18 protein-coding genes are annotated in these 23421 nt (G+C 62.2%); 9 read left to right on the top strand and 9 right to left on the bottom strand.

All coding sequences use genetic code 11. The annotated features are described in order from the left end of the window. Nucleotides 1–768: 3-hydroxybutyrate dehydrogenase (locus tag DDF70_RS28475; protein WP_114946950.1), on the top strand; the 768-nt coding region annotated here is incomplete at its 5' end. Between the two features lie 112 nt (nt 769–880). Here DDF70_RS28475 and DDF70_RS28470 read toward each other — a convergent pair. Further along, nucleotides 881–1504 (bottom strand): TetR/AcrR family transcriptional regulator, encoded by a 624-nt coding sequence (locus tag DDF70_RS28470; protein WP_114948090.1) that lies wholly within the window; start codon nt 1502–1504, stop codon nt 881–883. Nucleotides 1505–1889: 385 nt separating this feature from the next. Between DDF70_RS28470 and DDF70_RS28465 the strand changes: the two genes are divergently transcribed. The 6 genes from DDF70_RS28465 to DDF70_RS37020 all read left to right on the top strand — a co-directional run bounded on the left by DDF70_RS28465 (nt 1890) and on the right by DDF70_RS37020 (nt 9990). Then, the gene (locus tag DDF70_RS28465; RefSeq protein WP_114948089.1) at nt 1890–2996 is read left to right on the top strand and encodes an efflux RND transporter periplasmic adaptor subunit; all 1107 of its coding nucleotides are present in this window, start codon (nt 1890–1892) and stop codon (nt 2994–2996) included. Next, nucleotides 2993–4072, top strand: coding sequence for an efflux RND transporter periplasmic adaptor subunit (locus DDF70_RS28460; protein WP_114948088.1), 1080 nt, complete (start codon nt 2993–2995; stop codon nt 4070–4072). The genes DDF70_RS28465 and DDF70_RS28460 overlap by 4 nt, the downstream gene beginning before the upstream one ends. Beyond that, nucleotides 4069–7155, top strand: coding sequence for an efflux RND transporter permease subunit (locus tag DDF70_RS28455; RefSeq protein ID WP_114948087.1), 3087 nt, complete (start codon nt 4069–4071; stop codon nt 7153–7155). Before DDF70_RS28460 ends, DDF70_RS28455 begins: the two co-directional genes overlap by 4 nt. Before the next feature lie 129 nt (nt 7156–7284). Further along, nucleotides 7285–7779 carry a hypothetical protein gene (locus DDF70_RS28450; protein ID WP_114948086.1) on the top strand — a complete coding sequence of 165 codons (495 nt, stop codon included), beginning with the start codon at nt 7285–7287 and terminating at the stop codon, nt 7777–7779. A 674-nt stretch (nt 7780–8453) separates the two neighbouring features. Next, complete coding sequence (locus DDF70_RS28445; protein ID WP_114948085.1) at nt 8454–9677, top strand: patatin-like phospholipase family protein; 1224 nt, start codon at nt 8454–8456, stop codon at nt 9675–9677. 172 nt (nt 9678–9849) lie between these two features. After that, nucleotides 9850–9990: a hypothetical protein gene (locus DDF70_RS37020; protein ID WP_162820738.1), complete on the top strand. Its 141-nt coding sequence runs from the start codon at nt 9850–9852 to the stop codon at nt 9988–9990. Nucleotides 9991–10102: 112 nt separating this feature from the next. Here the strand turns inward: DDF70_RS37020 and DDF70_RS28435 are convergent, their stop codons facing one another. The 5 genes from DDF70_RS28435 to DDF70_RS28415 form a co-directional block, all read right to left on the bottom strand. After that, a complete protein-coding gene (locus DDF70_RS28435; protein ID WP_114948084.1) occupies nt 10103–10960 on the bottom strand; it encodes a glycoside hydrolase family 25 protein in 858 nt (285 codons plus the stop codon). Nucleotides 10961–11576: 616 nt separating this feature from the next. Next, on the bottom strand, nt 11577–12398 hold the full coding sequence (locus DDF70_RS28430; RefSeq protein ID WP_114948083.1) for a DUF1269 domain-containing protein: 822 nt from the start codon (nt 12396–12398) through the stop codon (nt 11577–11579). Between the two features lie 89 nt (nt 12399–12487). Beyond that, nucleotides 12488–13708, bottom strand: coding sequence for an ABC transporter permease (locus DDF70_RS28425; RefSeq protein WP_114948082.1), 1221 nt, complete (start codon nt 13706–13708; stop codon nt 12488–12490). A 1-nt stretch (nt 13709) separates the two neighbouring features. Continuing rightward, a complete protein-coding gene (gene rbbA, locus DDF70_RS28420; RefSeq protein ID WP_114948081.1) occupies nt 13710–16487 on the bottom strand; it encodes a ribosome-associated ATPase/putative transporter RbbA in 2778 nt (925 codons plus the stop codon). Then, the gene (locus DDF70_RS28415) at nt 16484–17575 is read right to left on the bottom strand and encodes an HlyD family secretion protein (RefSeq protein ID WP_114948080.1); all 1092 of its coding nucleotides are present in this window, start codon (nt 17573–17575) and stop codon (nt 16484–16486) included. The genes rbbA and DDF70_RS28415 overlap by 4 nt, the downstream gene beginning before the upstream one ends. 767 nt (nt 17576–18342) lie before the next feature. Here DDF70_RS28415 and DDF70_RS28405 point away from each other — a divergent pair. Together DDF70_RS28405 and fabI are read left to right on the top strand one after the other, a co-directional pair. Continuing rightward, on the top strand, nt 18343–20616 hold the full coding sequence (locus DDF70_RS28405; protein WP_114948078.1) for a DUF3141 domain-containing protein: 2274 nt from the start codon (nt 18343–18345) through the stop codon (nt 20614–20616). A gap of 43 nt (nt 20617–20659) precedes the next feature. Further along, nucleotides 20660–21556, top strand: coding sequence for an enoyl-ACP reductase FabI (gene fabI, locus DDF70_RS28400; RefSeq protein ID WP_245435676.1), 897 nt, complete (start codon nt 20660–20662; stop codon nt 21554–21556). 4 nt (nt 21557–21560) lie between these two features. On the opposite strand, the gene DDF70_RS28395 is transcribed toward fabI, so the two are convergent. The 3 genes from DDF70_RS28395 to DDF70_RS28385 all read right to left on the bottom strand — a co-directional run bounded on the left by DDF70_RS28395 (nt 21561) and on the right by DDF70_RS28385 (nt 23344). Continuing rightward, on the bottom strand, nt 21561–22049 hold the full coding sequence (locus DDF70_RS28395; RefSeq protein WP_114948077.1) for a CreA family protein: 489 nt from the start codon (nt 22047–22049) through the stop codon (nt 21561–21563). A 333-nt stretch (nt 22050–22382) separates the two neighbouring features. After that, nucleotides 22383–23033, bottom strand: a complete 651-nt coding sequence (locus DDF70_RS28390) for an IS630 family transposase (RefSeq protein ID WP_245435536.1) — start codon at nt 23031–23033, stop codon at nt 22383–22385. Then, nucleotides 22922–23344, bottom strand: a complete 423-nt coding sequence (locus DDF70_RS28385; protein ID WP_114946109.1) for a helix-turn-helix domain-containing protein — start codon at nt 23342–23344, stop codon at nt 22922–22924. Before DDF70_RS28385 ends, DDF70_RS28390 begins: the two co-directional genes overlap by 112 nt. Nucleotides 23345–23421: the final 77 nt, after the last annotated feature.

Below are 23421 nucleotides of genomic sequence, written 5' to 3'. Positions count from 1 at the left end.
ACTGCTGTCGTGACAGGCTCGACCAGCGGCATCGGCCTCGCCATCGCCCGCGCTCTCGCCAAGGAGGGCGCCAATGTGGTCATCAACGGCTTCGGCGATGCGGACGCCATCGAGAAGGAGCGTGCCGCCATCGAGAGCGAGTTCGGCGTCAAGGCGATCCATTCGCCGGCCGACATGTCGAAGCCGCACGAGATCGAGGAGATGATCCGCCTGGCCGAGCGCACCTTCGGGGGCGTCGACATCCTCGTCAACAACGCGGGCATCCAGTTCGTCTCGCCGGTGGAGAACTTCCCGGTCGAGAAATGGGACCAGATCATCGCCATCAACCTGTCGTCCGCGTTCCACGCGATCCGCGCCGCGGTGCCGGGCATGAAGGCGCGCCAATGGGGCCGCATCATCAACACGGCCTCGGCCCATTCGCTCGTGGCCTCGCCGTTCAAGTCGGCCTATGTGGCGGCCAAGCACGGCATCGCCGGCCTCACCAAGACGGTGGCGCTCGAGGTGGCGACCGACGGGATCACGGTCAACTGCATCAGCCCCGGCTATGTCTGGACGCCGCTGGTCGAAAAGCAGATCCCCGACACCATGAAGGCGCGCGGGCTGACCAAGGAGCAGGTGATCAACGACGTGCTGCTGGAGGCGCAGCCCACCAAGCAGTTCGTGACCGTCGATCAGGTCGCGGCGCTGGCCGTGTTCCTGTGCTCGGACGCGGCGAGCCAGATCTCGGGTGCGAACATCTCGATGGATGGCGGCTGGACCGCGAAGTGACAGGTCGATCCAGACCTCGGCAGAAAATCTTCGCTTATCTGGTCGAGCCCAGATACCTGCCGTGGCACATCCGCCCGCCAAGCGGACGGGATTAGGTCGTTGTCCGGCTTGACTAGCCAACCCCGTCAGACACGATTCCCATCATCGGCTGGGACGCCCCGAGGGCGCGCAGAACGGCACCGAGAGCCAAGTCAGACAGATCCGACGCGGCCCGTCCCTCAAGACTGCCACGCACGACTTGGAGCCAGATGCCGAGGACGATGTCGGCAGCCAGTTCCACGTCCCGAATGGTCAGGCGGCCCTGGTCGATCGCCTCAGTGAGATCGGCCTTGAGATGAGCGCGAATGCCGCGGGCGAACTCAGTAGGAGTCTGCGCGCTCTGGACCACAAGCCGTGCCCAGGCAGGATCCGAGGTCGCCTTCTCCAGGAATTGCGTGAAGGCAAAGGACAGACGCGCGATGGGATCGGGCAGCTCAAGTCTGGCGGCGGTCAACAGATCGTCAAAGCTCTCCCCGAGCTTTGCGCCTACCGCGGCAGCCAGCTCCTCGATGCTCTGGAAGTGATAGTAGAACGTCCCCTTCGCGACGCCCGCCGCTTCCACGATCGCATCCACCGTGAGCGCCTCGGGCGGCCGCTCGGCAAGGAGCATCGTGCCCGCTTCGAGGATCTGCGACCGTGTCCTGGCACGCTTCTCCCGACCGATCTCTGCCCTGCGGGCCGCGTCAATCTTCGCCATGGGGAATCCTCATTACACGACTTCTCAAATTTCGTATTGACTATATAGTCGAAATGACTTATACGTTCAATATGAGATAGGGCAGCACGATACGCCCGCTCCTCAGCCTCAGCGACCACCCACAATAGGGTCGTTCGGATGGAAGGCTCTAATGCAACTGGCATTCGATCAGTTCCTATGTGCTTGCGTCTCCTTTGGAGGCCGGTCCGGAGAAGGATGCCAGTGTGATCGAGGTTGGCGTCGTCACGCCCAACAGACCGGCCTCCGTGGCGCAATCTGCCGACCGCAACCGGACGCGCCACGGGAGCCACGCGGGATTTGAGGTCGCCTGCCACCTCATTGCCCGCAATTTCGCAACCAGCAGTGCTAACAGCCGAGTGGATCGATGACTTCCTGCTTCCGTGCAGACACCTGCCGCTTTGCCCCGGCAGCCTCAATGGCGGTGATTGCCCTGGGGCTTGCCGCCTGCCAGAAACAGACGAGCCAGCCGCAGAGCCGTCCGACCATGGTGCAGGTCGAGACGGTTGCCTTAGCCGATTATGCGCCGCCCGTGCGATTGACGGGTGAGGTTCGCGCTCAGGTCGAGAGCGATCTGTCCTTTCGGGTGGCTGGCCGCATCAGCGAACGCTTGGTCAATGTCGGCGACCACGTGACCGCCGACCAGGTGCTGGCCAGACTCGATCCGCAGCAACAGCAGGCAACGCTGACCGCCGCCGAGGCCGCCGTTCAGGCTGCCGAAGCCACGCTCCGCCAGGCGACCTCCACCTACAAACGTCAGGAGGTCCTCCTCACCAGGGGCTACACGACCAAGCGAGAGCATGACCAAGCCCAGGAAGCCTACCTCACGGCCCAGGCCGCGCTCGACAATGCGAAGGCGCAGCTCGGCACCGCCCGCGACCATCTTTCCGACACGGTCCTGCGGGCGGGCGTTGCCGGTGTCATCACGGCCCGGACCGCTGAGGCGGGGCAGGTGGTGCAAGTGGCGCAGACTGTCTTCTCGATCGCCCAGGATGGCCCGCGCGACGCGGTGTTCAACGTCTACGAGTCGATCTTTACCCGCGAACCCGCCGATCCCGCGATCGCATTGACGCTGGTGTCCGATCCGGCCGTCAAAGCCAAGGGCACTGTGCGCGAGGTTTCACCGACCGTGGATCCATCCAGCGGCACCGTTAAAGTCAAGGTCGGCATCGAGCATCCGCCGGCGTCAATGACACTTGGGGCTGCCATCGTTGGTGAAGGCCGGTTCCAGCTCCGTGAGCTCGTGATGGTCCCGTGGAGCGCCCTTTCCAGCGAGAATGGGCACGCGGCCGTGTGGACAGTCGATCCTCAGACCAAAACGGTGTCGCTGAAGACCATCACCGTCGAAGGCTACGATCTTGGAAAGGTCGTCGTGCGAGAGGGTCTCGAGCCTGGCGAGGTCGTCGTGACCGCCGGGGCACAGTTCCTGCGGCCCCGACAGGTTGTCGCGTTCACCGAAGGAGCGGCCCTATGAAACCGATCCTCATATCCCTGGCAGCCCTGGGCTCGGTTGGCTTGCTCGCCGCCTGCCAGGACCAGCAGCACGCCGAGGCGCCGGCACCCCGGCCGGTTCTCTCCATCGCAGTGACCTCACAGGCCTTACAGACGGCAGGCTTCGCCGGAACCGTCGAGCCCCGATACAGATCCGATCTTGGCTTCCGGGTGCTCGGACGCATCATCAGCCGTGACGTCAATGTCGGTGACATCGTCAGGAAGGGGCAGCGCCTCGCCACGCTTGATCCGGTCGCCTACCAGCTTGCGGTGCGATCGGCGCAGGCCGACCTCGCAAGCGCCACCGCCCGCCTGGAGAATGCCGCCGCGACCGAAACCCGCCAACGCACGCTGCTCCAGCAGAACATTGCCAACCAGGCCCAGTACGACGCTGCGAGGGAGGCCCGCGAGACCGCGGAGGCCGGCGTCACGAGTGCCAAGGCAAACCTCGACAAAGCCCAGGAGCAACTCGGCTACACCGAGCTGCGCGCCGATTTCGATGGTGCTGTCACCGTCACTGCGGCGGAGCTCGGTCAGGTGGTCCAGCCGGGACAGACGGTCGTCACCGTGGCTCGCCCGGACATCCGCGAAGCGGTGGTCGATCTGCCCGACAGCATCGCGCGGGAACTCAAGCCAGGCGATCGTTTGGACATCGCCCTGCAATTGGACCCCTCTATGCAGGCGACCGGATCGGTGCGGGAGATCGCCCCGCAGGCGGATCCCACCACCCGCACGCAGCGGGTGAGGATCACCCTCGCCAATCCGCCGGAGACTTTCCGGCTTGGAACGACCATCACCGCGACGGTCAGGACGCGCGCTGTCCTGGGCATGGAGCTGCCCGTCTCGGCCCTGCTGGAGCGGGACGGCAGGACGATGGTGTGGGTCGTCGACCCGGCCCTCCGGACGGTGTCGACCCGCGCCGTGACGATTGTCGCCAGGGACGGGGCCGCCGTCCGGGTCATGGATGGGCTTACACCCGGCACGCGTGTGGTCACCGCCGGCGTGCACAGCCTGACCTTCAATCAAGCAGTCAAGATCGCAGACGAGGCTTCCCAATGAAAAGCCGTTTCAACCTGTCCGACTGGGCGCTCGAGCATCGCTCCCTCGTCTGGTACTTCATGATCGTGTCAGCCATCGCCGGCGTCCTCGCGTACATGACCCTGGGTCGCGAGGAGGACCCATCGTTCACCATCAAGACGATGGTGATTGCCGCTCAGTGGCCCGGCGCCACGGTCGAGGACACCGCCCGCCAGATCACCGACCGGATCGAGAAGAAGCTCGAGGAGCTCGACTCGCTCGACTACGTCCGCAGCCAGACCACGCCGGGCCAGACCGTGATCTACGTCAACTTGAAGGACACGGTCAAAAGCCGCGACGTGCCGGGCGTCTGGATGAAGGTTCGGAACATGGTCAACGACGTCAGACGGGAGCTTCCCCAAGGTGTCGTGGGGCCCTTCTTCAATGACGATTTCGGCGACGTATTCGGCAACGTGTACGCATTCACTGCCGACGGATTGACGCAGCGGCAATTGCGCGACTATGTCGAGGACGTCCGGGCCAAGGTGCTCACGGTGCCCAATGTCGGCAAGGTCAACCTGATCGGCGTCCAGGACGAGGTGATCTTTCTGGAGTTCTCGACACGCGAGATCGCCGCCCTCGGCATCAGCGAGCAGGATGTGGTTCAGACGCTCCAGGCCCAGAACGCCATCACGCCCTCCGGCGTCATTCAGGCCGGTGCTGAGCGCATCAGCGTCCGGGTGACGGGACAGTTCACGTCGGAGGAAAGCCTGCGCGGCCTCAACCTGCGCATCAACGACCGCTTCTTCCGCCTCAGCGACATCGCCACCATTCGCCGCGGTTATGTCGACCCCCCGCAGGCATTGTTCCGGTTCAACGGCCAGCCTGCCATCGGGCTTGCCATCGGCATGAAGACCGGCGCGAACCTGCTGGAGTTCGGCAAGGCGCTGGAGAAGCAGATGGATCGGATCATCGGCGAACTGCCCATCGGCGTCGGCGTGCATCTCGTGGCCGATCAACCCGTTGTGGTCGAGGAAGCAGTCGGAGGCTTCACCAAGGCTCTGTTCGAGGCTGTGGCGATCGTGCTGGTGGTCAGCTTCGTCAGTCTCGGCATGCGGGCCGGGTTCGTGGTCGCGCTGTCGATCCCGCTCGTGCTCGCCATGACCTTCATGGTCATGCAGTATCTCGGCATCTCGCTGCAGCGCATCTCGCTCGGGGCTCTCATCATCGCGCTCGGTCTTCTCGTAGACGACGCCATGATCGCCGTCGAGATGATGGTGGCACGGCTTGAGGCCGGCGACACCCTGCGCAAGGCCGCCACCGCCGTCTACACCTCCACGGCGTTCCCGATGCTCACTGGAACACTTGTCACCGTCGCGAGCTTCATCCCGGTCGGCCTCAACAGCAGCAACGCGGGCGAGTACACCTTCACGTTGTTCGTGGTGATCGCGGTCTCGCTGTTGTTGTCGTGGATCGTCGCGGTGCTGTTCGCACCCTTGCTCGGCGTGACGCTGCTCCCGAATACGATGAAGAAACATCATGACAGGCCGAGCCGCCTCGGGACGATGTTCTCGCAGGTCCTCGTCGGGGCCATGCGCTGGCGTTGGCTCACCATCGGCGTGACGGTTGCGATGTTCGGCGCCTCGCTCTACGGCATGCGTTTCGTCCAGCAGCAATTCTTCCCGTCCTCGGACCGCAACGAGCTCCTCGTCGACTTCACCTTGCCGCAGAACGCCTCAATCGCCGAGACGAAGGCGCAGATGGATCGCTTCGAGGCCAAGCTCGCGGGCGACCCCGACATCGATCACTGGTCGTCCTATGTCGGCCAGGGCGCCGTGCGGTTCATCCTCTCGTTCGACCCTCAGCCGGCGAACCCCAACTACGGCCAGATCGTCATCGTCACCAAGAGCATCGAGGCCCGTGAGCGCCTCCGGACCAGGATCAAGACCCTGGCCCGACAGGAGTTCGCCGGCATGGACGTTTACGTGGACCTGTTGGCGTTGGGGCCGCCGGCCGGACGTCCGGTGCAGTACCGGCTCAGCGGGCCCGATGTCCAGAAGGTGAGGGAGCTGGCCCAGCAGCTCGCGACTCTCGTGGGCGAGCATCCCCTGGTCGCCGACATCGGCTTCAATTGGAACGAGCCCGCCCGAGTCGTGAAGGTAGATGTGCTCCAGGATAAGGCCCGCCAGCTCGGCGTAACCTCGCAGGACATCGCTGGAGCCCTCAACGGCATCGTGGGCGGCAAGAGCATCACCCAGGTGCGCGACTCGATTTATCTGGTCGACGTGGTCGATCGGGCGCGCTCGGCCGAGCGGCAGTCGATCGAGACGCTCCAGAACCTGCAACTGCCGGGCCGGAGCGGCCAGTCCGTGCCGCTGGCGGCCGTCGCGACCTTCCATTACGAACTCGAGCAGCCGGTGATCTGGCGCCGCAACCGGCTGCCGACCATCACCGTCAGGGGCAGCATCGCCGACACGACCCAGCCGGCGACAGTGGTACAGCAGCTCGAGCCCAAGGTGCGGGAGTTCGTCCGCACGCTCCCGGCGGGCTATCAGGTAGCTATAGGCGGTCCCGTGGAGGAGAGCGCCAAGTCCCAAGGGCCAATTGCGGCGGTGGTCCCGCTCATGCTGTTCATCATGGCGACGATCCTGATGGTTCAGCTCCAGAGCTTCTCGCGGCTGTTCCTGGTGGTGGCGGTCGCCCCACTTGGGCTGATCGGCGTGGTGGCGGCGATGCTGCCCAGCGGGGCTCCTCTGGGCTTCGTGGCGATCCTTGGCGTGCTGGCGCTGGTCGGAATCCTGATCCGCAACTCGGTGATCCTGGTTGTGCAGATCGAGGACCTGCGGCGGGAGGGCTGGGCCGCATGGGAGGCTGTGGTCGAGGCCACCATGCACCGGACGCGGCCGATCCTGCTGACCGCGGCGGCGGCGAGCCTGGCGCTGATCCCGATCTCACGCGAGGTGTTTTGGGGACCGATGGCCTACGCCATGATGGGCGGCATCATCATGGGCACGCTGCTGACGCTCCTGTTCCTGCCGGCGCTGTACGTGGCCTGGTTCCGCATCAAGGCACCCTCCCAGTTCAAGGAAGAGCCATTCGTGGAGGCGGCGCATGAAGCAGCGTAGAGTGCAACGAGCCGATGAGCTGATGCCATGGACCGTAGCCTTTCGTCCCCGGTCCGTCTGTCCAGCTAGCGGACACCCGGAATCAATGTCGAAGGAGCCAGCGAAAGCCCAAATCCGAGGATAACGATCATGGACATCAATCCGCAATGGATCACCCTGGTCTTCGCAAGCAACGCGATGATCGCCTCGATTGCCGGCGCCTTCGTCAACACGAGGAACGCGAGAATCGAGTTCAAGGCAAACGTGCTGTCGGTCAACCGACAGAGGTGGATCGAGACGATGCGCGACCTTGTGGCAAGCCTCAATTCGCAGCTTCTCACCACGGCAGCCGTGCGCCACACTGTGGAAGAGCCGATCGGCACCGTCATCGCCCGGGATGCCGAGCTGTTCAGACGCGTGGAGAGCCTGCTGCGGACCGTGTCCAAGATCGATCTCATGTTGAACCCGCTGGAGAGAGATCATCAGCAGCTCAAGGGTTTGATGAGCCAAGCGGTCGACCAGCTTCGATCACCCTCGCCCGACGGGAATATCGAGGAATGTATCGACATCGTCAGCCGCGAAATCATCCAGGTCTCGCAAGCGATCCTCAAACGGGAGTGGGTGCGGGTGAAGCGGGGCGAGTAGGTCATCGGACCTCATCCCAGAAACTCCACTGGCCGATGCCGACTCCGGGCGCAAGAATGATAGCTGCACTTCGCCTATCGCAGGCCCGAGACAGCGCTGCCGGTGGACTGAAAAGATAAAGCAGGGCGGAGGGCGACTTGCTGGCGCATCCCGGGAGCAAGGCGCGTGCCTGCTGAGAGACGGAATAGGAAGCTTTCCATAGGGCAGGGCGTTTCCTAGCTTGACCCTAAATTACCCTTCGCCGTTTGGCACGTGCCCTCGTGCATCAATTCAGATACCGCCCCAAAAGTTCGCAGCAACGGTTTCGATCCATCCTCCTGATGACTGCCGTAGGATGGCGGTGGGTGGCAGAACGAGCATGGCGAGACGGTCCCATCCTCCACCTTTGCTCGCTTCCTGTGACCACCCGGCCAACTTGACGGTATTTTTGCCGCGCGGCACAGTTGTACCGTGTCTGATCGCCTCCCGAGGTGGGTGTCGACGACGCGATCGTGGTCACTCTGTTGATGGCCGCGTAAAGCTCGGCCGAGACAGAACGGCGTAGCGACTGTCCGACCGCTCCGACATCGTTGAGTTGACGGCAGTCCATCCTGCGAGATCCACGAGCACGAGGTAGGTCCACGATGCGATGCACTTGGCCCAGTCTCTCTGAACTGAAACGGCGATCCTGGTCCATGGGAGCGACCATGGGGCTCCTCGGGCTGTTCAGCCTTGCTGCGTGCGGAACACTTCCACGAACGCCCTATACGGCCGTCGATGCAGCCTCGTCCGAAGTCCTGGGCATTCCAGGAGTCCGCAGATACGCTGACGAGCCCGCTGCAGCGTTCCGTGCCGATGCAAGCGCTCTCGCGGCCTCCCTCGCGGCAAGGCCGACCCGGATGCCGCTCACCTACCTGGCTCTGTCCGGGGGCGGTGCCTACGGGGCGTACGGGGCAGGCGTCCTAAACGGATGGACGGCGACTGGAACCCGGCCTGAATTTACCTTCGTATCGGGTGTCAGCACCGGCGCCCTTATTGCGCCCTTTGCGTTTCTCGGCCCGTCGTATGACGCCAAGCTGCGTGAGGTTTACACCAGCGGTGTCGCCGAGAGCCTTCTCGACTCTCCGGACCTTCTGAACGTCGTCTTTGGCTCTTCCCTGTTCGGGGGCAGGCGCCTGCGCGAACTGATCGCCCGCTCCGTGGATGACGCGATGCTGGCCGAGGTCGCGGCCGCGCACGCGAACGGCCGGCGGTTGTTTGTCGTCACGACAAATCTGGATTCGCAGCGGGCGGTGATCTGGGACATGGGCCGGATCGCATCGAGTGGCTCGCCGCAGGCCCTCGGCCTCTTCCGCGATGTTCTGGCGGCGTCCGCAAGCGTGCCTGGCGTGTTTCCCCCCAGGCTCATCGACGCCGAGGCAAACGGCAGGCGCTTCGAAGAGATGCATGTCGATGGCGCAGTCATGGCACCCGTGTTCACGTTGCCGGACGTGGTGTTGCTCTCGAGCGCACCACCGCTCCGGGGACCACGCGTGAATGTCTATGTGCTGATGAACAACAAGATCGATCCAGATTTCCAGGTCGTGCCGGACAGGGCCGCGGAGATCGGCGGGCGGGCGGCCTCGACATCCGTCAAAGCACAGACAAGGGCCGTCCTCTTTGGAACCTATGCCGCCGCCCAGCGAAATGGCTTCCGGTTCAACCTGACCTTCATCGACCAGGATGTGCCGTCCTCAACCTCGGCGGGTTTCGACACAGCCTATATGCAAAGGCTCTACCAATATGGCTTCGAAAAGGCCCGGAGCGGCCGGCTCTGGGTGCGGAGGCCCCCTTCCGGCGCTATTGCCATGGCTCGCCGCATGGAAGAGGGGGCATGCAGCAGGCGTGAGGCCCTATCCCGGCAACTTGAGCAGGATTGAATGTGGCCTGACAAAGCGCATCGGTAGCAACTGCTTAGAGCTGATTCCCCTTGCGTGGAATCAGCTCTTCTCTTTGGCTCGGCCGCATTCTTGACGGTGAACCGGATCAGCTCCGCCGAAAAAGGCTCTAAGTAGGTCGCCAAAAGTTCTGCAACAGCTTTCGGAGCCAGAAGTGCTTGGATGCCATGCCGGCCTTGCGACAGGCCTGTTGCGGCGTCAGCATCAGAACCCAGGCTGCGGCATCGGTGGCGAGGTCACCAACACGCCTGCCGTGGTCGACGTGGGTACGATGAAAGTCGTCATGCACCGTTAGCGGCGCATGACCGCAGTGATCGAGAGCGTGCTGAACGATCTCTCATGTCCGAACAGACGGGCTTGCCCATCCGCTTTCGGCAACCTCGTTCCCGAAAGTAGCCCGCGCTCCCTCAGTCGTCGGGAAGCCCTGACCACGATGCCTCGGTGACGCTCTTCGCTCCTTTGGATATCGTGCCCTCTGCGATCTGGATATTGGCGGAGCCGCCTACGAAATCGCTCCACTGCGCCTCGGTGCCATGGAAGGCGTTGCGGTCCACGTTTCCGGCAACGCCGGGAACCCTTCCCGTGGTCGTGAACTGCCAGAAGGTCCACTGACGGTCGTTGTAGCGGACCTGCGGCTCGGCGGCGGTGCTTCGTATCCAGAACGGATAGTCCTTGAACTCGCCCTCGAGGACTTCCCTGTGGAAGGTGACGTCCGTGTAGATGATCGGTTTCTTGCCCGTGTGGGCCTCCATCTCGCGCAACATGACCCGGATCATGGCCAACGCCTTGTCACGCGGGATCTTCCTGCCACAGGAAGGAGACGCGCCGTTCCATTCGGCATCAAGCACCGGAGGGAGAGCGTCGGCCTCCGGCTGCACGTTCCTCCTGAACCAGGCAGCCTGCTCCTCGGCAGGCCGGCACCAATACACGAAGTGATAGGCGCCACGCAGGACACCCGCGTTGCGGGCGCCTTCCCAGTTCTCGGCGAACCTCGGATCGATGTGATCCCCGCCCTCAGTGGCCTTGATGAAGGCGAAGCGGGTGCCTCCGTCACGCAGGGCTGCCCAGTCCACCTTTCCTTGCCATCGTGAGATGTCCACGCCGTGAACGGGCCGGAGATGCGCACTGGCCACGCCGACGTGCGGCTTGGCATCTCCGACGCCTGACATCAGCCCTAATCCCGAGCAGGAAGCCAGCGCCATGCCCAAGGGCACAATCGCGCAAAGCCGTAATCCGGCCCTCAGTACCGCAAGCGCTTTGTCCATCTGCTCGTCCCCGCTCCGGTTGAAACCCGGCCCTCGTGCTTCGTGGAGAACTCGATGCCAAATATGGCGCACGAATAGCGATTAGGGACAAAAAGAGGCAAATGTGAGATGGCGCGAGCCGTGCACTGGCAGTCTGCACAGGATTCGCCCCGTCCGAAGCCCGACGCCGTGGCCGCGACATCTCCCGAAGCATGGCCCTACTCATTTTTAGCCTTCCGATACTCCATCTGTCGGTGACCAGCCCATTCAGGGTAACCGAGGGCCTGAAACTTCGTCTGCGTCATCGCGAGCAGCCTCCTCCGCCTCGCACTTGGCATTTCCTGCGTCGCAAGACTTATGGTGACCCACTTTGAGTATCGAACACGATAGTGAAAACGGTTTTTTGTGAAAAGATTCTCGAAACACCACCTTGAAACATCGGGCGTGAGCCCGACTGCACGTCCGTTGCTCTCATGATGATGCCATGAAGCCTGAGGTGAACCGTAGGCTGCCATAGGCCGGATGGCAGAGGTCGATCTCAGTCACTTTGAACGGCGAGGAGCTCCGGCGTGAACTTGCCGCTGTACCGCTCCTCCGGCTGAGAAAGCCGCTGGAATGCGGTACGGCGGCAAGGGATTCAGCGACGTTGCGCCGAGGACGACGTGGTAAGCGCTTCCCGCGTGAGGTGCCAGGCCTGTCGCAGCTTATCGGACCGAACTTGGTAGTCAGCCTTCATCTCGTCGATCCGCTTCTCGATGCGCGCCTTCGCATCGCCCGCGGCCCTCGACGCCTGATCGTGCAGAGCCCAGATTTTGGCTTGTACCTCTCGGTCCATTTCGTCGGCTTGCGCCCTGGCGCGATTCTGCGCAACCTTCAGCCTCGCCTTGGCATCTTTGACCTTCGCCTGCAGCCTGGCCTTCGCCTCGCCATGGGCCTGATCGAGCTCGGCCTGAAGCTTGTCGAATTCGGTTTGCAGCAATGCTGCGTCGCGCTCCATCTTCACATCGATAACTTCAGCGCGCGGTCTCCGGCATATGGTGCCGCCAAGCGCTTCCATGCGGGTATCGAGCGGTGTGACCCATTCCTCTTCGATCTCGGCGACGATGGCAGCCTTGCCTGGACTGAGCTGCCGGGAGACATCGTCGAGGAAATCCACGCCGACACCGAGGTTGACGAGATCAGCGAACGAGCCGCCGACCGCGCCGACCGCTGCCCCTGCCGCGAGGCCAACTGGGCCGCCCAAAGCGCCGATCAATGCGCCCGTTGCCATACCGAGCGCCGTCCCAAGCGGTCCCTGATCACCCGCCTGCCTGACCGATACCTGCCCGCCGGCATCCTTCACAATCACTGCGCCCGAATAGACAGCCAGACTGCCCTCGCGGTGCAGGTCCGCAAGCGCTCGAGATGCTTCATAGGCTTTCGTCTCATTGTCGAAGACAACCATGATCATCTTGTCCATGACTTCCTCCTCGAAGGTTCACGCACCCCATCGACGTCGCTCAGGATCACAACCGGCATTCAATCCACCGGCTATTGCAGTCCGATCTTTCAGCTTCCGAAAATAACCCGGCGGAAGCGGTGCAGGGTAAAGCCGAAATAGACAGCGCCAATAACACCAACGGCCAAAAGCTGTTGCCAGACGAGCGGGAAGGCCGCGCCGCGATAGAGCACATTCTTGGCAAACTCCACGAAATGCGGTGTCGGGCTGATGGTCTTCATCACGTACTGCAGCCAGACCGGCATGCTTTCCATCGGTGTCGTACTGCCGGAGAGCAGCATCTGCACTAGCAGCACGGGTAAGGCAAGAAGGCCGAACTGGCCCATTGTGGAGGCGACCGTACCAAGAAAGATTCCAAGCGCCGCCACAGCGATGACAAAGATACAGGAACCGGCGAGGAACAGCAGGGGCGATCCGGCAATCGGCACCTTGAGCCACCATTGCACGACAAACATCAGCGACAGTTGAGCCGCTACGAGAATAACGATCCCGTTCGCCAGGATCTTCGCAAGCATGATCTCGACCGGAACCACGGGCATCACCAGGAGGTGCTCCACAGTGCCTTGCTCACGCTCTCGGATGAGTGCTGCGCCGGTCAGGATGACGGTTAGCATGGTGAGATTGCTGATGATCTGCATCACCGAGGTGAACCAGCTCGACTCCATGTTCGGATTGAACTTGACGCGGGTCACAAATTTGACCGGTATGCCGACCAGCCCTTCACGTCCGGTAACGAAATCCGAGACATAGTTGACGATGACATTCTGAATGTACGTCATGCCAAGGAAAGCCTGGGCGACGGCGGTGGCATCGACATTGATTTGAACCGAGGGCTGCCGCCCGGCCAGAATATCCGTCTGGAACTTTGGCGGAATCTCGATGACGAAGACAAAACGTTGCGCCTCCATCGACGAGTCGATCTCGGTCGCGGCGATGTCCACGGCAGGCTGGAATGTCGGGGGTGTGAGACCGTCCGCAATGCGGCGCGACAGGTCGGAACGATCTTCGTCGACCAATCCGACGGCAAGATTGGTCGCTTCGGTCCTAGCACCGGTGGCGGCGGCGTAGATGGCAAAGGTGAACGCATAGGCGACCAGTACCAGCAAGATCGGGTCGGAGCGGATGCTGCGCAACTCCTTGATCAGCAGCTGAAAGATATTCGCCAGATGCGTGCGGAATGCACTCACCTGTTTTGGCTTGGACCGTTGTGGACGCGTCACCTGCTCAGGGGTGAGTTGTTGCGGAGGGGCTGCCTGGCTGTTCTGCAACATCTCAGGCCTCCTGCTTCTTCAGCACTGTAAGGGCCGCCAAGAGATAGACGAGCGCGAAGCCTGCGATGACGAGCAGACTGCCCCACACATCCGCAAAGCCAAGGGCCTTGTCGAAGATCCCGATCGTGATGGGCTGAAACCAGGCGGCCGGAAACGCCATCCCGATAAGTCTTCCCTGACCGGAGAGGGACGATACGGGCACGAGCAGGCCTGAGAAATTCACGGTCGGAATGACCGAGAGGACGACGCACGCGAAAATGGCCGAGACTTGTGTCTGGGTGAAGGTCGAGATGAGTTGGCCGAACGCGGTCGTCGCGGTCACATAGATCAGAGCTCCCAGCACAAGCGCGCCGAAGCTTCCTGTAATGGGGACATGGAAGACAAAGTACGACATCAGCAGCAGGAGGCCGAAAGACACCATGGCGACAGCGATGTAAGGGAACTGCTTGCCGACCAGGAACTCGAGCTTGCTGACAGGCGTCGAGCGGAAGTTGGCGATTGACCCCGTCTCCTTCTCGCGGACGACGGCAACCGTCGCCATGATGGCAGGTATCAGGACCAGCATCATCATGATGACGCTCGGGACCATACTGAAGACGCTCTTGAAGGCCTGGTTGTAGCGGAAACGATTTTCCAGATTGAGCCCACCGAGGTAGACGTTCGAAGCTGTGTTCGGGCCGAGGCGTTCCGTGACGAGATCCCTGGCGTACTGCAGGGCCAGGCCGGTCACGTAGCCTTTGGCGGTCTCGCCGCGGAAGGGCATGGCCCCATCGACCCAGACGGCAACATCGGGTGGACGCGCGCTTGCAAGGTCCCGGCCGAAGCCCTCGGGAATTTCAATGACGACCGCCAGCTCTCCGCTTCTCATCCGCTGCTCCACCTCCGCGGGGGAGCTGATCGGGGGCTGCTCGGAGAAGTAACGGGATCCGGAGAAGTTCTCGAGCAGCCGCCGGCTTTCCGGGGTCCGGTCCTGGTCGAAGGCTGCGTATTTCAGGTTCTCGACGTCGAAGGTAATGCCGAAGCCCATGGCGAACATCAGGATGACAGGACCAAGCAACGCGAAAGTCAACCGAATGGGATCCCGTAAGATCTGCATGGTCTCGAGCCGAGAATAAGCCCATAGCCTGCCGGGATCGAAGCGCCTCGAGCCATGGACGGAGGCATGCCTTGACGGTGGAGTTGCCACTTCTGCTGTCGGTTGTGGCGCCGGCTGGGTTTTCTTTTCCTGTTTCGTCTTTTCTTCTTCCGCGGCGGCCGCCTCCTCCAGATAGGAGATGAAGGCGTCCTCGAGCGACTTGCTGCCGCGCTCCCTCACCAGCTCCTGCGGCGCGCCGACCGCCAGCACCCGGCCGCGATGCATCAGCGAGATGCGATCGCAGCGGTCGGCCTCGTTCATGAAATGGGTCGAAAGAAAGATGGTAACGCCGTCATCGCGCGAGAGATCGATCAGCGTGCGCCAGAACGCGTCTCGCGCGACGGGATCGACGCCAGAGGTGGGCTCGTCGAGAATGAGGATGGGCGGCCGGTGCAGCACGGCCACGGCAAGCTGAAGTCTCTGCTTCAGGCCAAGCGGCAGGCTCTCTGGCTTGGCCTCGGCCACACTCTTCAGATCATAGCGCTCCAGCAGCTCCGCGATCCGTTCCTCCACCTCGTTCGGAGGGAGATGGTAGAGGTGTGCATGCAGGTAGAGATTCTGTCGAACGGTGAGCTCGTTGTAGAGCGAGAATGCCTGCGACATGTATCCGACGTTCTGACGCGCTTCGATGTCGGCGGCGCCCATCGGCTCCCCGAACAGTTTCGCCGAGCCTTCGGTGACGGGAAGAAGCCCTGTCATCATTTTCATGGTTGTTGTCTTGCCGCAGCCATTCGAGCCGAGAAAGCCGAAAATCTCGCCGCGCCCGATGCGAAAGCTTACATGATCGACCGCAACGAAATCGCCGAAGCGGCGTGTGAGTCCCTCTACTTCGATGGCGGGAGTCTCGTCATCAGTCGCGACCCGCGGCCGAACGACAACCTCCTGGTGTGCGGCCCGTTTCTCCGGCGGAAGCAGCGCGATGAAGGCGTCGTCGAGGTTGCCCTTTCCCGCCCGAGCGAGGATCTCCTTCGGCGCACCCTGCGCAATGACCTTGCCATCGTCCATCGCAGCCAGCCAGTCGAATTGACTGGCCTCGTCCATGTAGGCGGTGGCGACGATCACGCTCATATTCGGCCGACGGACGCGGATCGAGCTGATCAGCTCCCAGAACTGCCGGCGGGAGAGGGGGTCAACGCCTGTCGTCGGTTCGTCGAGGACCAACAGATCCGGATCGTGCATCAACGAACAGCACAGGCTGACCTTCTGCTTCATGCCTCCCGACAGCTTGCCGCAGGGGCGGTCCGGAAACGGATCGAGGCCGGTTGCGTGCAGGAGGTCGTCGATGCGCGTGCGCCGCTCGGCGGCACCCTGTCCGAACAACCGGCCGAAGAAATCGATGTTGTCGAAAATACTGAGCGTCGGGTAGAGGTTGCGGCCGAGCCCTTGCGGCATGTAGGCAATCCGATTGCAGCTCGCCCGGCGATGGCCCTCATCTGCCATGTCTCCGTCAAGCGCGATCACCTTTCCACTCTGAATCTTGCGGACGCCGGAGGCCAGCGCCAGCAAGGTGGATTTGCCGACGCCGTCCGGCCCGATCAGCCCGACCATGCAGCGAGCAGGGATGTCGAGCGTGAGATCGTCGAGGGCGACTGTCTTTCCGTAACGGTGCGTGACCTGCTCGAGCCTGATGATGAAGTCGGTCATTGGGGAAGCTTCACGTTAAGCTCGTCGGGCCAGGCAATCTTGGGATCGGTGCGGACAAAGCCGAGGCCACGAATGCCGGTCTTCACGGCGCGATGATATTTATCCAGAACTGCGGGATCGGCCTGGAGCTTGACACGGAACATCAGCTTCTCACGCTCCTCGGCCGTCTCCACGCTCTTGGGCGTGAACTGGGCTTCCGTGGCGACGAAGCTGACCGCGGAAGGAAAGACATATTCCGGGACCGGGTCGAGAATCGTGCGCGCCTCGTCGCCTATCGAAAGCCTGCCGGCGTCTTTCGCGGGCAGATAAACCGTCATGTAGACATCCTTGAGGTCCAAGATGGTCAAGACGCGCTGTCCTGCGCCGATCACTTCACCTGCGCGAGCGAGCCGGTACTGCACGCGCCCACTCCTCGGAGACAGGAGAACCAGGTCGGCCAGGATCGACTGGAGCCGCTCGACCTCTCCCGTTGCAGCCTTGATTTCCGATTCAGCGGCGTCACGATCAGCATTGGCTGCAACATAGGCTGCGTCCGCCTGATCGGTTCGATTGCGGCGCTGATCCAGCAGCTGCATTGGGATGTTCCCGGTCTGAAGCAGCTTCTTGCCACGATCGTAATCCGCCCTGGCAGTGTCCAACTCGCTCTGCCTTTGTGCGATGAGCGCGGTCACTGCCGTCAGCTGCTGTTTCGCCTTGAGCAGCCGCGCCTGCGCGGAACGCAGCTCGGCTTCTGTCTCCGGCGACGATATGGTGCCGACCACTTGGCCGGCGGTGACCTCGTCGCCCTCGTCTACGGTCAACGTCGCCAGCCGGCCGGGATATTTCGCCGAGACATCGACTTGTGTTGCCTCAAGGCGGCCATTCGCTTTCACGATGCCTTCGGGCATCTCGCTACCGCGCAGCCGCGCGATCAGGCTTTCCACCGCGGTGCGGGCCTTTTCGAGAGGATCGGGCAGTTTTGGTTGCGCCTGCGCGCTAACGATCAGGAGTCTTCCGTCGGAAACACCCAGTGCCCATGTGACAACCGGCACGGAGACAAACGTAAGAATAATGCCTAAAGCTCGAGCAGTCTGCAGTCGGAAGGACATTCGACTCTCCCTCGGAGGCGCTATGTCCTGGCCAGAGCTGGGGCCGGTTCGCAAGACTGAAATTTGGCCCGGATTCCCCACAGTAGGTCGAAATCGGCCAGGTCATGCCGGTACGCGAACTCTTGCGTGAGAGGCAACCGGTCGCATTGATCTGGATCAATACGAACGCCGATGCAGCGTCGCCGCCTCACAGCAACGCAGCCGCCGTCTCGGGCCATCCTAGAGTATAGAGCCTTAGAGCTGAAATTGGAATTCACTTTCGAGACTCATCCGTTGCTCTTTGGCAAAAGTGGCGCATCGCTCGACGCGGATCCGAAGGACCGCGCTAGCGAAAACCGGATCCACTTTATCGGCACGATGTGCTAGAATACGCTGCAAATTGAGGCGATGTCGCGGTGGAGGTTGCCACAGTCTAATGGGCCGAGCCTTTATCGACGCTGTTACGAATGGTGAGCGCAGGTCTGATTGATCTCGATCAAAGCCGCCATGGGCTGATTCTGGTATTCTTAAAACGAAATAGGCATGGGCCTATGTGCATGAGTGCCGGGTCCGGCGGCGTGATGCCAGGCCGAAAAGATCTCAAGCGGAACCTGCCTTGTTTCACGCAGCCGACTTGACCCAAACAGCGCTTGATCGAATGGGCGGCCCGTTAAAGCTGTGTAGGTATCGCCGTCGTGGCATTCTGACCGTTGCGCTGGACCGTTGAGTCCCATCGGATCAAAAGAACCCACGGTGATGCTCGAAGATCTCAATTGCTGGAGGTAGGCATGGATCTCCAACGAACGCTTGATCGGCCAACGTCCCAATCTGTCAACTTTGCCAACGCCGCATCCGAGTACGCGATTGACCTCTGGCAGCGTGGCTTGCTCTACGCCGATGTCATGCGCGAACGCGGCAACCAGTATTTGGAGCATCTGGCTCAGGTTACACCGAACGTCCTGAGCTTTGAGGCTGAGATCGTCATGTTCGGCCCCACATTGGAGCGGCCGGTCAACTATGGCCTTGCCCGCATCATTCCACCCGAGGGGGTTGAGATCGACCCTCGCAAGCGCCCTTTCGTGGTGGTCGATCCGCGAGCTGGGCATGGCCCTGGCATCGGCGGCTTCAAAGCTGACAGCGAGATCGGCGCCGCTCTCGGGGCTGGCCATCCCTGCTACCTTGTCGGGTTCACCCCAGATCCTGTGCCTGGCCAGACCGTCGAGGACGTCATGCGGGCCGATGCCGCCTTCCTGGAACGGGTGATCGCCCGGCATCCCGAGAGCGAAGGCAAGCCGGTTGTGATCGCTAACTGTCAGGCCGGCTGGCAGATTCTGATGACTGCCGCGGTCAGGCCCGAGCTGTTCGGCCCGATCATCGTCGCCGGATCGCCTGTGTCATACTGGGCCGGCTGGCCTGGCCGGAACCCGATGCGCTACTCGGGCGGACTGCTCGGCGGCAGCTGGCTGACGGCCCTGACCAGCGATCTGGGGGCAGGCCGCTTTGACGGCGCCTGGCTCGTTCAGAATTTCGAGAACCTCAACCCGACCAATACCCTCTGGACCAAGCAGTACAACCTCTTCTCAAAGGTCGACACCGAGCGCGAGCGGTATCTCGCGTTCGAGAAGTATTGGGGCGGCCACGTGTTCCTGAACGATGTCGAGATACAATACATTGTCGACAACCTGTTCATCGGCAACAAGCTATCCACGGCGGGACTTGTCACGTCCGACGGGATACGCATCGACTTGCGCAATATCCAGTCTCCGATTCTGGTTTTTTGTTCCCAAGGCGATAACATTTCGCCACCGCCCCAGGCGCTCGGCTGGATCACCGACCTCTATCGGGATGATGAGGACGTGCGGGCGCACAATCAGACCATCGTCTATGCTCTCCACGACAGCATCGGCCATCTTGGCATCTTTGTCTCAGGCAGCGTGGGCCGCAAGGAGCACAAGGAGTTCGAGGCGAACATCGACTTCGTCGACGTCCTGCCGTCCGGCATCTATCAGGCCGAGTTGCGGGAAAAGGGCCCAGACACGCTCAACTCGGATCTCGCCTACGGCGATTACGTGCTGTCGTTGGAAAGGCGCAGCGTGGCGGATGTCCGGGAGATCGTCAGGCCCGATGTCGAGAGCGACCGGCACTTTGCCGCGGTGGCACGCATTTCGGAGATCAACCTCAGTCTTTATCGGAGTTTCGTCCAGCCGTGGGTCCGGGCAAGCGTCACGCCACAATTGGCGCACAATCTGGCACGCCTGCATCCGCTGCGCGTCCCCTATGAACTCGCCTCGGATCGCAATCCATGGATGGGCTGGATCGCCGGCGAGGCACAGAAGGTGCGCGAGAACCGCAAGCCGGTGTCCCCGGACAATACCCTTCTGCACCAGCAGGAGAGGCTCTCCCGGGCAGTTGAAGCCTCGCTCGATCAATGGCGCCTGTGGCGTGACAACATGTATGAGCAGACATTCAATGTCATCTACGGATCGCCCTGGGTGCAGGCCTGGGCGGGCATGGATGCAAGGGACACGAGCGAACCCCGACAGCATCCCGGTGACACGCCCGAGCATCGGGCGTTCCGGGCGGCGGAGGCCGACCGCCTGCGCCGTGAGATGGCCAAGGGCGGCCTGTTCGAGGCCGGTGTACGTGCCTTGTACTATATCGGTGACACGCTCGGCTGGGTCGATGAGCGCGGTTTCAACCTGATCCGCCGCCTACGCGAGGAGAATGTCTCGAATGCCAAGGTCATATCGTTGGCTGAGTTCAAGCAGGCGATCCGGCAGCAGGCCCGCCTTATGCGGCTCGACGCTGCCGCGGCAATCACAGCACTTCCCCAACTGCTGTCCCGAGCGACGCCAGCCGACATCGAAATGTTGAGGAGCATGCTCGAACGAGTTGTGACAGTCATTAGTCCGCTTGACACAGCGGCCCAGGATCGCCTGCGCAACGTCAGAACGGTCCTGACCGATGCCATGCGCCAGGCGACCAATGTGATTAGCCCCGGCCTAGGGGCGGTTGGGCCAGCAGTCACGCGAAGGAGAAAACGCCCCCAGGAGGTGTCCTGATCCGACCAGTCCCGGTTCGATAGCGATCAAGATAGAGAAGCTCATGAAGGATCGACCCAATGAACTGAGCAAAGCCGCCATCCAATCGAAGATCCTGCACGGCAAGAAGGTCCTCGTCGTCGGCATCGCCAACGAGCATTCGATCGCCTATGGCTGTGCGCGGGTCTTCCGTGAGCTCGGCGCCGATCTTGCCGTCACTTATCTCAACGAGAAAGCAAAGCCCTTTGTCGAGCCTCTCGCCGAGGAACTCGGGGCTGCGATCTTCGCGCCCTGCGACGTGGCGCAGAGTGGTCAGCTTGAGGGCGTCTTCGAGCAGATCCGCACGACCTGGGGCAGCCTCGACATCGCGCTGCATTCCATCGCGTTCGCGCCGAAGGAGGATCTGCAGGGGCGGCTCGTCGACAGCTCGGACGAAGGCTTCAAGGTGGCGATGGATATCTCCTGCCATTCCTTCATCCGCATGGCCCGCTTGGCCGAACCGCTGATGAAAGAGGGCGGCACGCTTCTCGCCATGAGCTACCACGGTGCCGACAAGGTGGTGCCGAACTACAATCTCATGGGTCCCGTGAAGGCGGCGCTGGAAAGCGCCGTCCGCTATCTCGCCTATGAACTGGGGCACAAACATATTCGGGTGCATGCTGTCTCGCCCGGTCCCCTGAAGACCCAGGCGGCCTCCGGCCTGATAAAGGGATTGCTTGCTTGTTCGCCCGACGGAGGCGAGCAGGCTCGCCCGGTCCTCGGGCCTGAGGGTACGGATTTCAACGCTGCGCCCGTCGCGCAAGGTCTCGGTGGCGGAGTAGTCGCGTGCCTCCACGATCGCTTCCAATCCATCAAGCCGGGGTTCGAGCGGGCGCGGTACGCCATGGACCGGCAATTTCCGCTTCAAGCATCATCAGTACGGGAAGATCAAAGTCGTGGACCAAATCGGGAGCCCCCTTGATCTGTTACTGCGGGCGCCCTTTCGTCCAGGTCGCCTGCATGTTGTAGAGAGGTACGGTCGAGATCGACATCTTGGCGCTGCCCTGTTGCACCTGCCGGGTATGAGCGAGGTAAATCAGCGCGTTGTTCTGCCGGTCATAGATGCGGTTCACCACCAGCTTCTTGAAGATCAGGCTGCGGCTCTCGGTAAAGACCTCCTCACCGGCACGATCGAGGTCGATGTTGCCGATGGTCACTGGTCCGGTCGTTTGACAGGCGATGGCCGAGTTGGACGGATCTTCGAACCAGTTCCCCTGCTGCAAGCGGTCGATCAGGCTGCGATCGAAATAGGTCAGGTGACAGGTCACGCCCTGGACCTTGGGATCCTGGATGGCCTCGATCACGATATCGTTGCCGACCCAATCGGTTCGAACCTTCCCAACGATTTCGGCTTGGGCCGGGCTGCCGATAAGGCATGCCGCTGCGAACGTTGTTGTCAAAAGCATTCTCGCCATCTCTCGCACCTCATCGTCAGGGTGAGCAAGACTTTCCTTCCATGGGACAAGCCTCAAGTTGCTCTTTCGGGCGGGTTCGAGCAACCACTATAGGGTTCAAGAGCCACCAAGAATTGCACGTCGATCTGCAACCGCCTTGACCTGGATCAATGTCTTGATGACGTCTCCGGGAACGGAGGCGTGGTCGAGCCATTACCATCTCCCAGGCATCGCCATGATCATCGAAAGGCCGAGAGCATTCTGCGGACCACCGGAAGGACTGATGCGGTCGACGCTCGTTGAGGAGTCTGGGCGGCCTGCCGCTACGGTGATGAGACTAAAGCGCTTTTGGTTTCAGTGTAGAGCATAGCCGGCATGCCTGATCCAGCCTTTGGCATCTTTTGCGGTGATGCTGTCGAGGGCGGGTTTGAGCTCTGCTTCCAAGGCTTCGAGAGTGCGTGCGGCTTTGGCTTTGAGCCGCTCTTTCACCTTGGCCCAGGCGTGCTCGATCGGGTTGAACTCGGGCGAGTAGCGCGGCAGGTACAGCAGTCCAATCCCAGCCTGATCGAGCAGGTCCTGCACTTCGATGGCGTGGTGCGGGCGCAGGTTGTCCATCACCAGAATGGCATCCGACTTGGTGCGTTTGAGAGCCGGTACCAGGATCTGCTCGAGATAGGCGAGTAACACGGAGGTAGAAGTCGAGGCCTCGATGCTCATCGTGGCAACCAGGCCCTCACACGCGAGCGCACCCAAGACCGTCAGCCGCTGCCAGGAGCCCAGCGGGATCGAGCCGTACGCCCGCTGCCCCCGTGGGGCTCGCGCATGGGTTCGGGCCATCTTAGTCGTTACCCCGCTCTCATCCAGGAACACCAAGCGTTCCGCGGGAAGCACGCTCATCTGCTGGCGGTAAGCCTCACGCTCGGCAGCAACCTCGGGCCGCTCCTGCTCGGCCGCCCGAAGCGTCTTTTTTTCGGACGCAGCTTGAGGCGCTTGAGCGCCTCGCAGATCACCGCCAGGCACACCGTCACGCCCGTTCGCTCAGCCAGGCGCTCACGGTACTCACGCAACAGTGCGTCATTGTCCTCGATCACGAGCTGACGCAGCACCTCGAGAACCGCCGCATCCAGGCGCGAGGGCACGCCGCCACTGTGCGGCTTCGCAGCACGCCGGCCTTCCTCGCGCTCCTGGCGGCGCCAGTTCGACACGGTGGCCGGGCAAACCTGGAAGCGGCGGGCGATCTCGACCTGAGGAAGGTCGCCGCGTTCGCAGGCGACCAGAACGCGCTCACGCAAATCGGCGGAATAGGCCTGGGACATGGCTCGCCTCCTGGGCCATATCCCAGTCAACGCACAGACCACCACAATGGATTCAAGGCCAGATCAAAAGCGCTTTA

Origin of the sequence: Microvirga calopogonii (genome assembly GCF_003347665.1) — a bacterium.
GTDB classification, from domain to species: Bacteria; Pseudomonadota; Alphaproteobacteria; order Rhizobiales; family Beijerinckiaceae; genus Microvirga; species Microvirga calopogonii.
The sequence above is the reverse complement of the archived record's forward strand: the minus strand, read 5'-3'. Positions and strand labels throughout refer to the sequence as shown.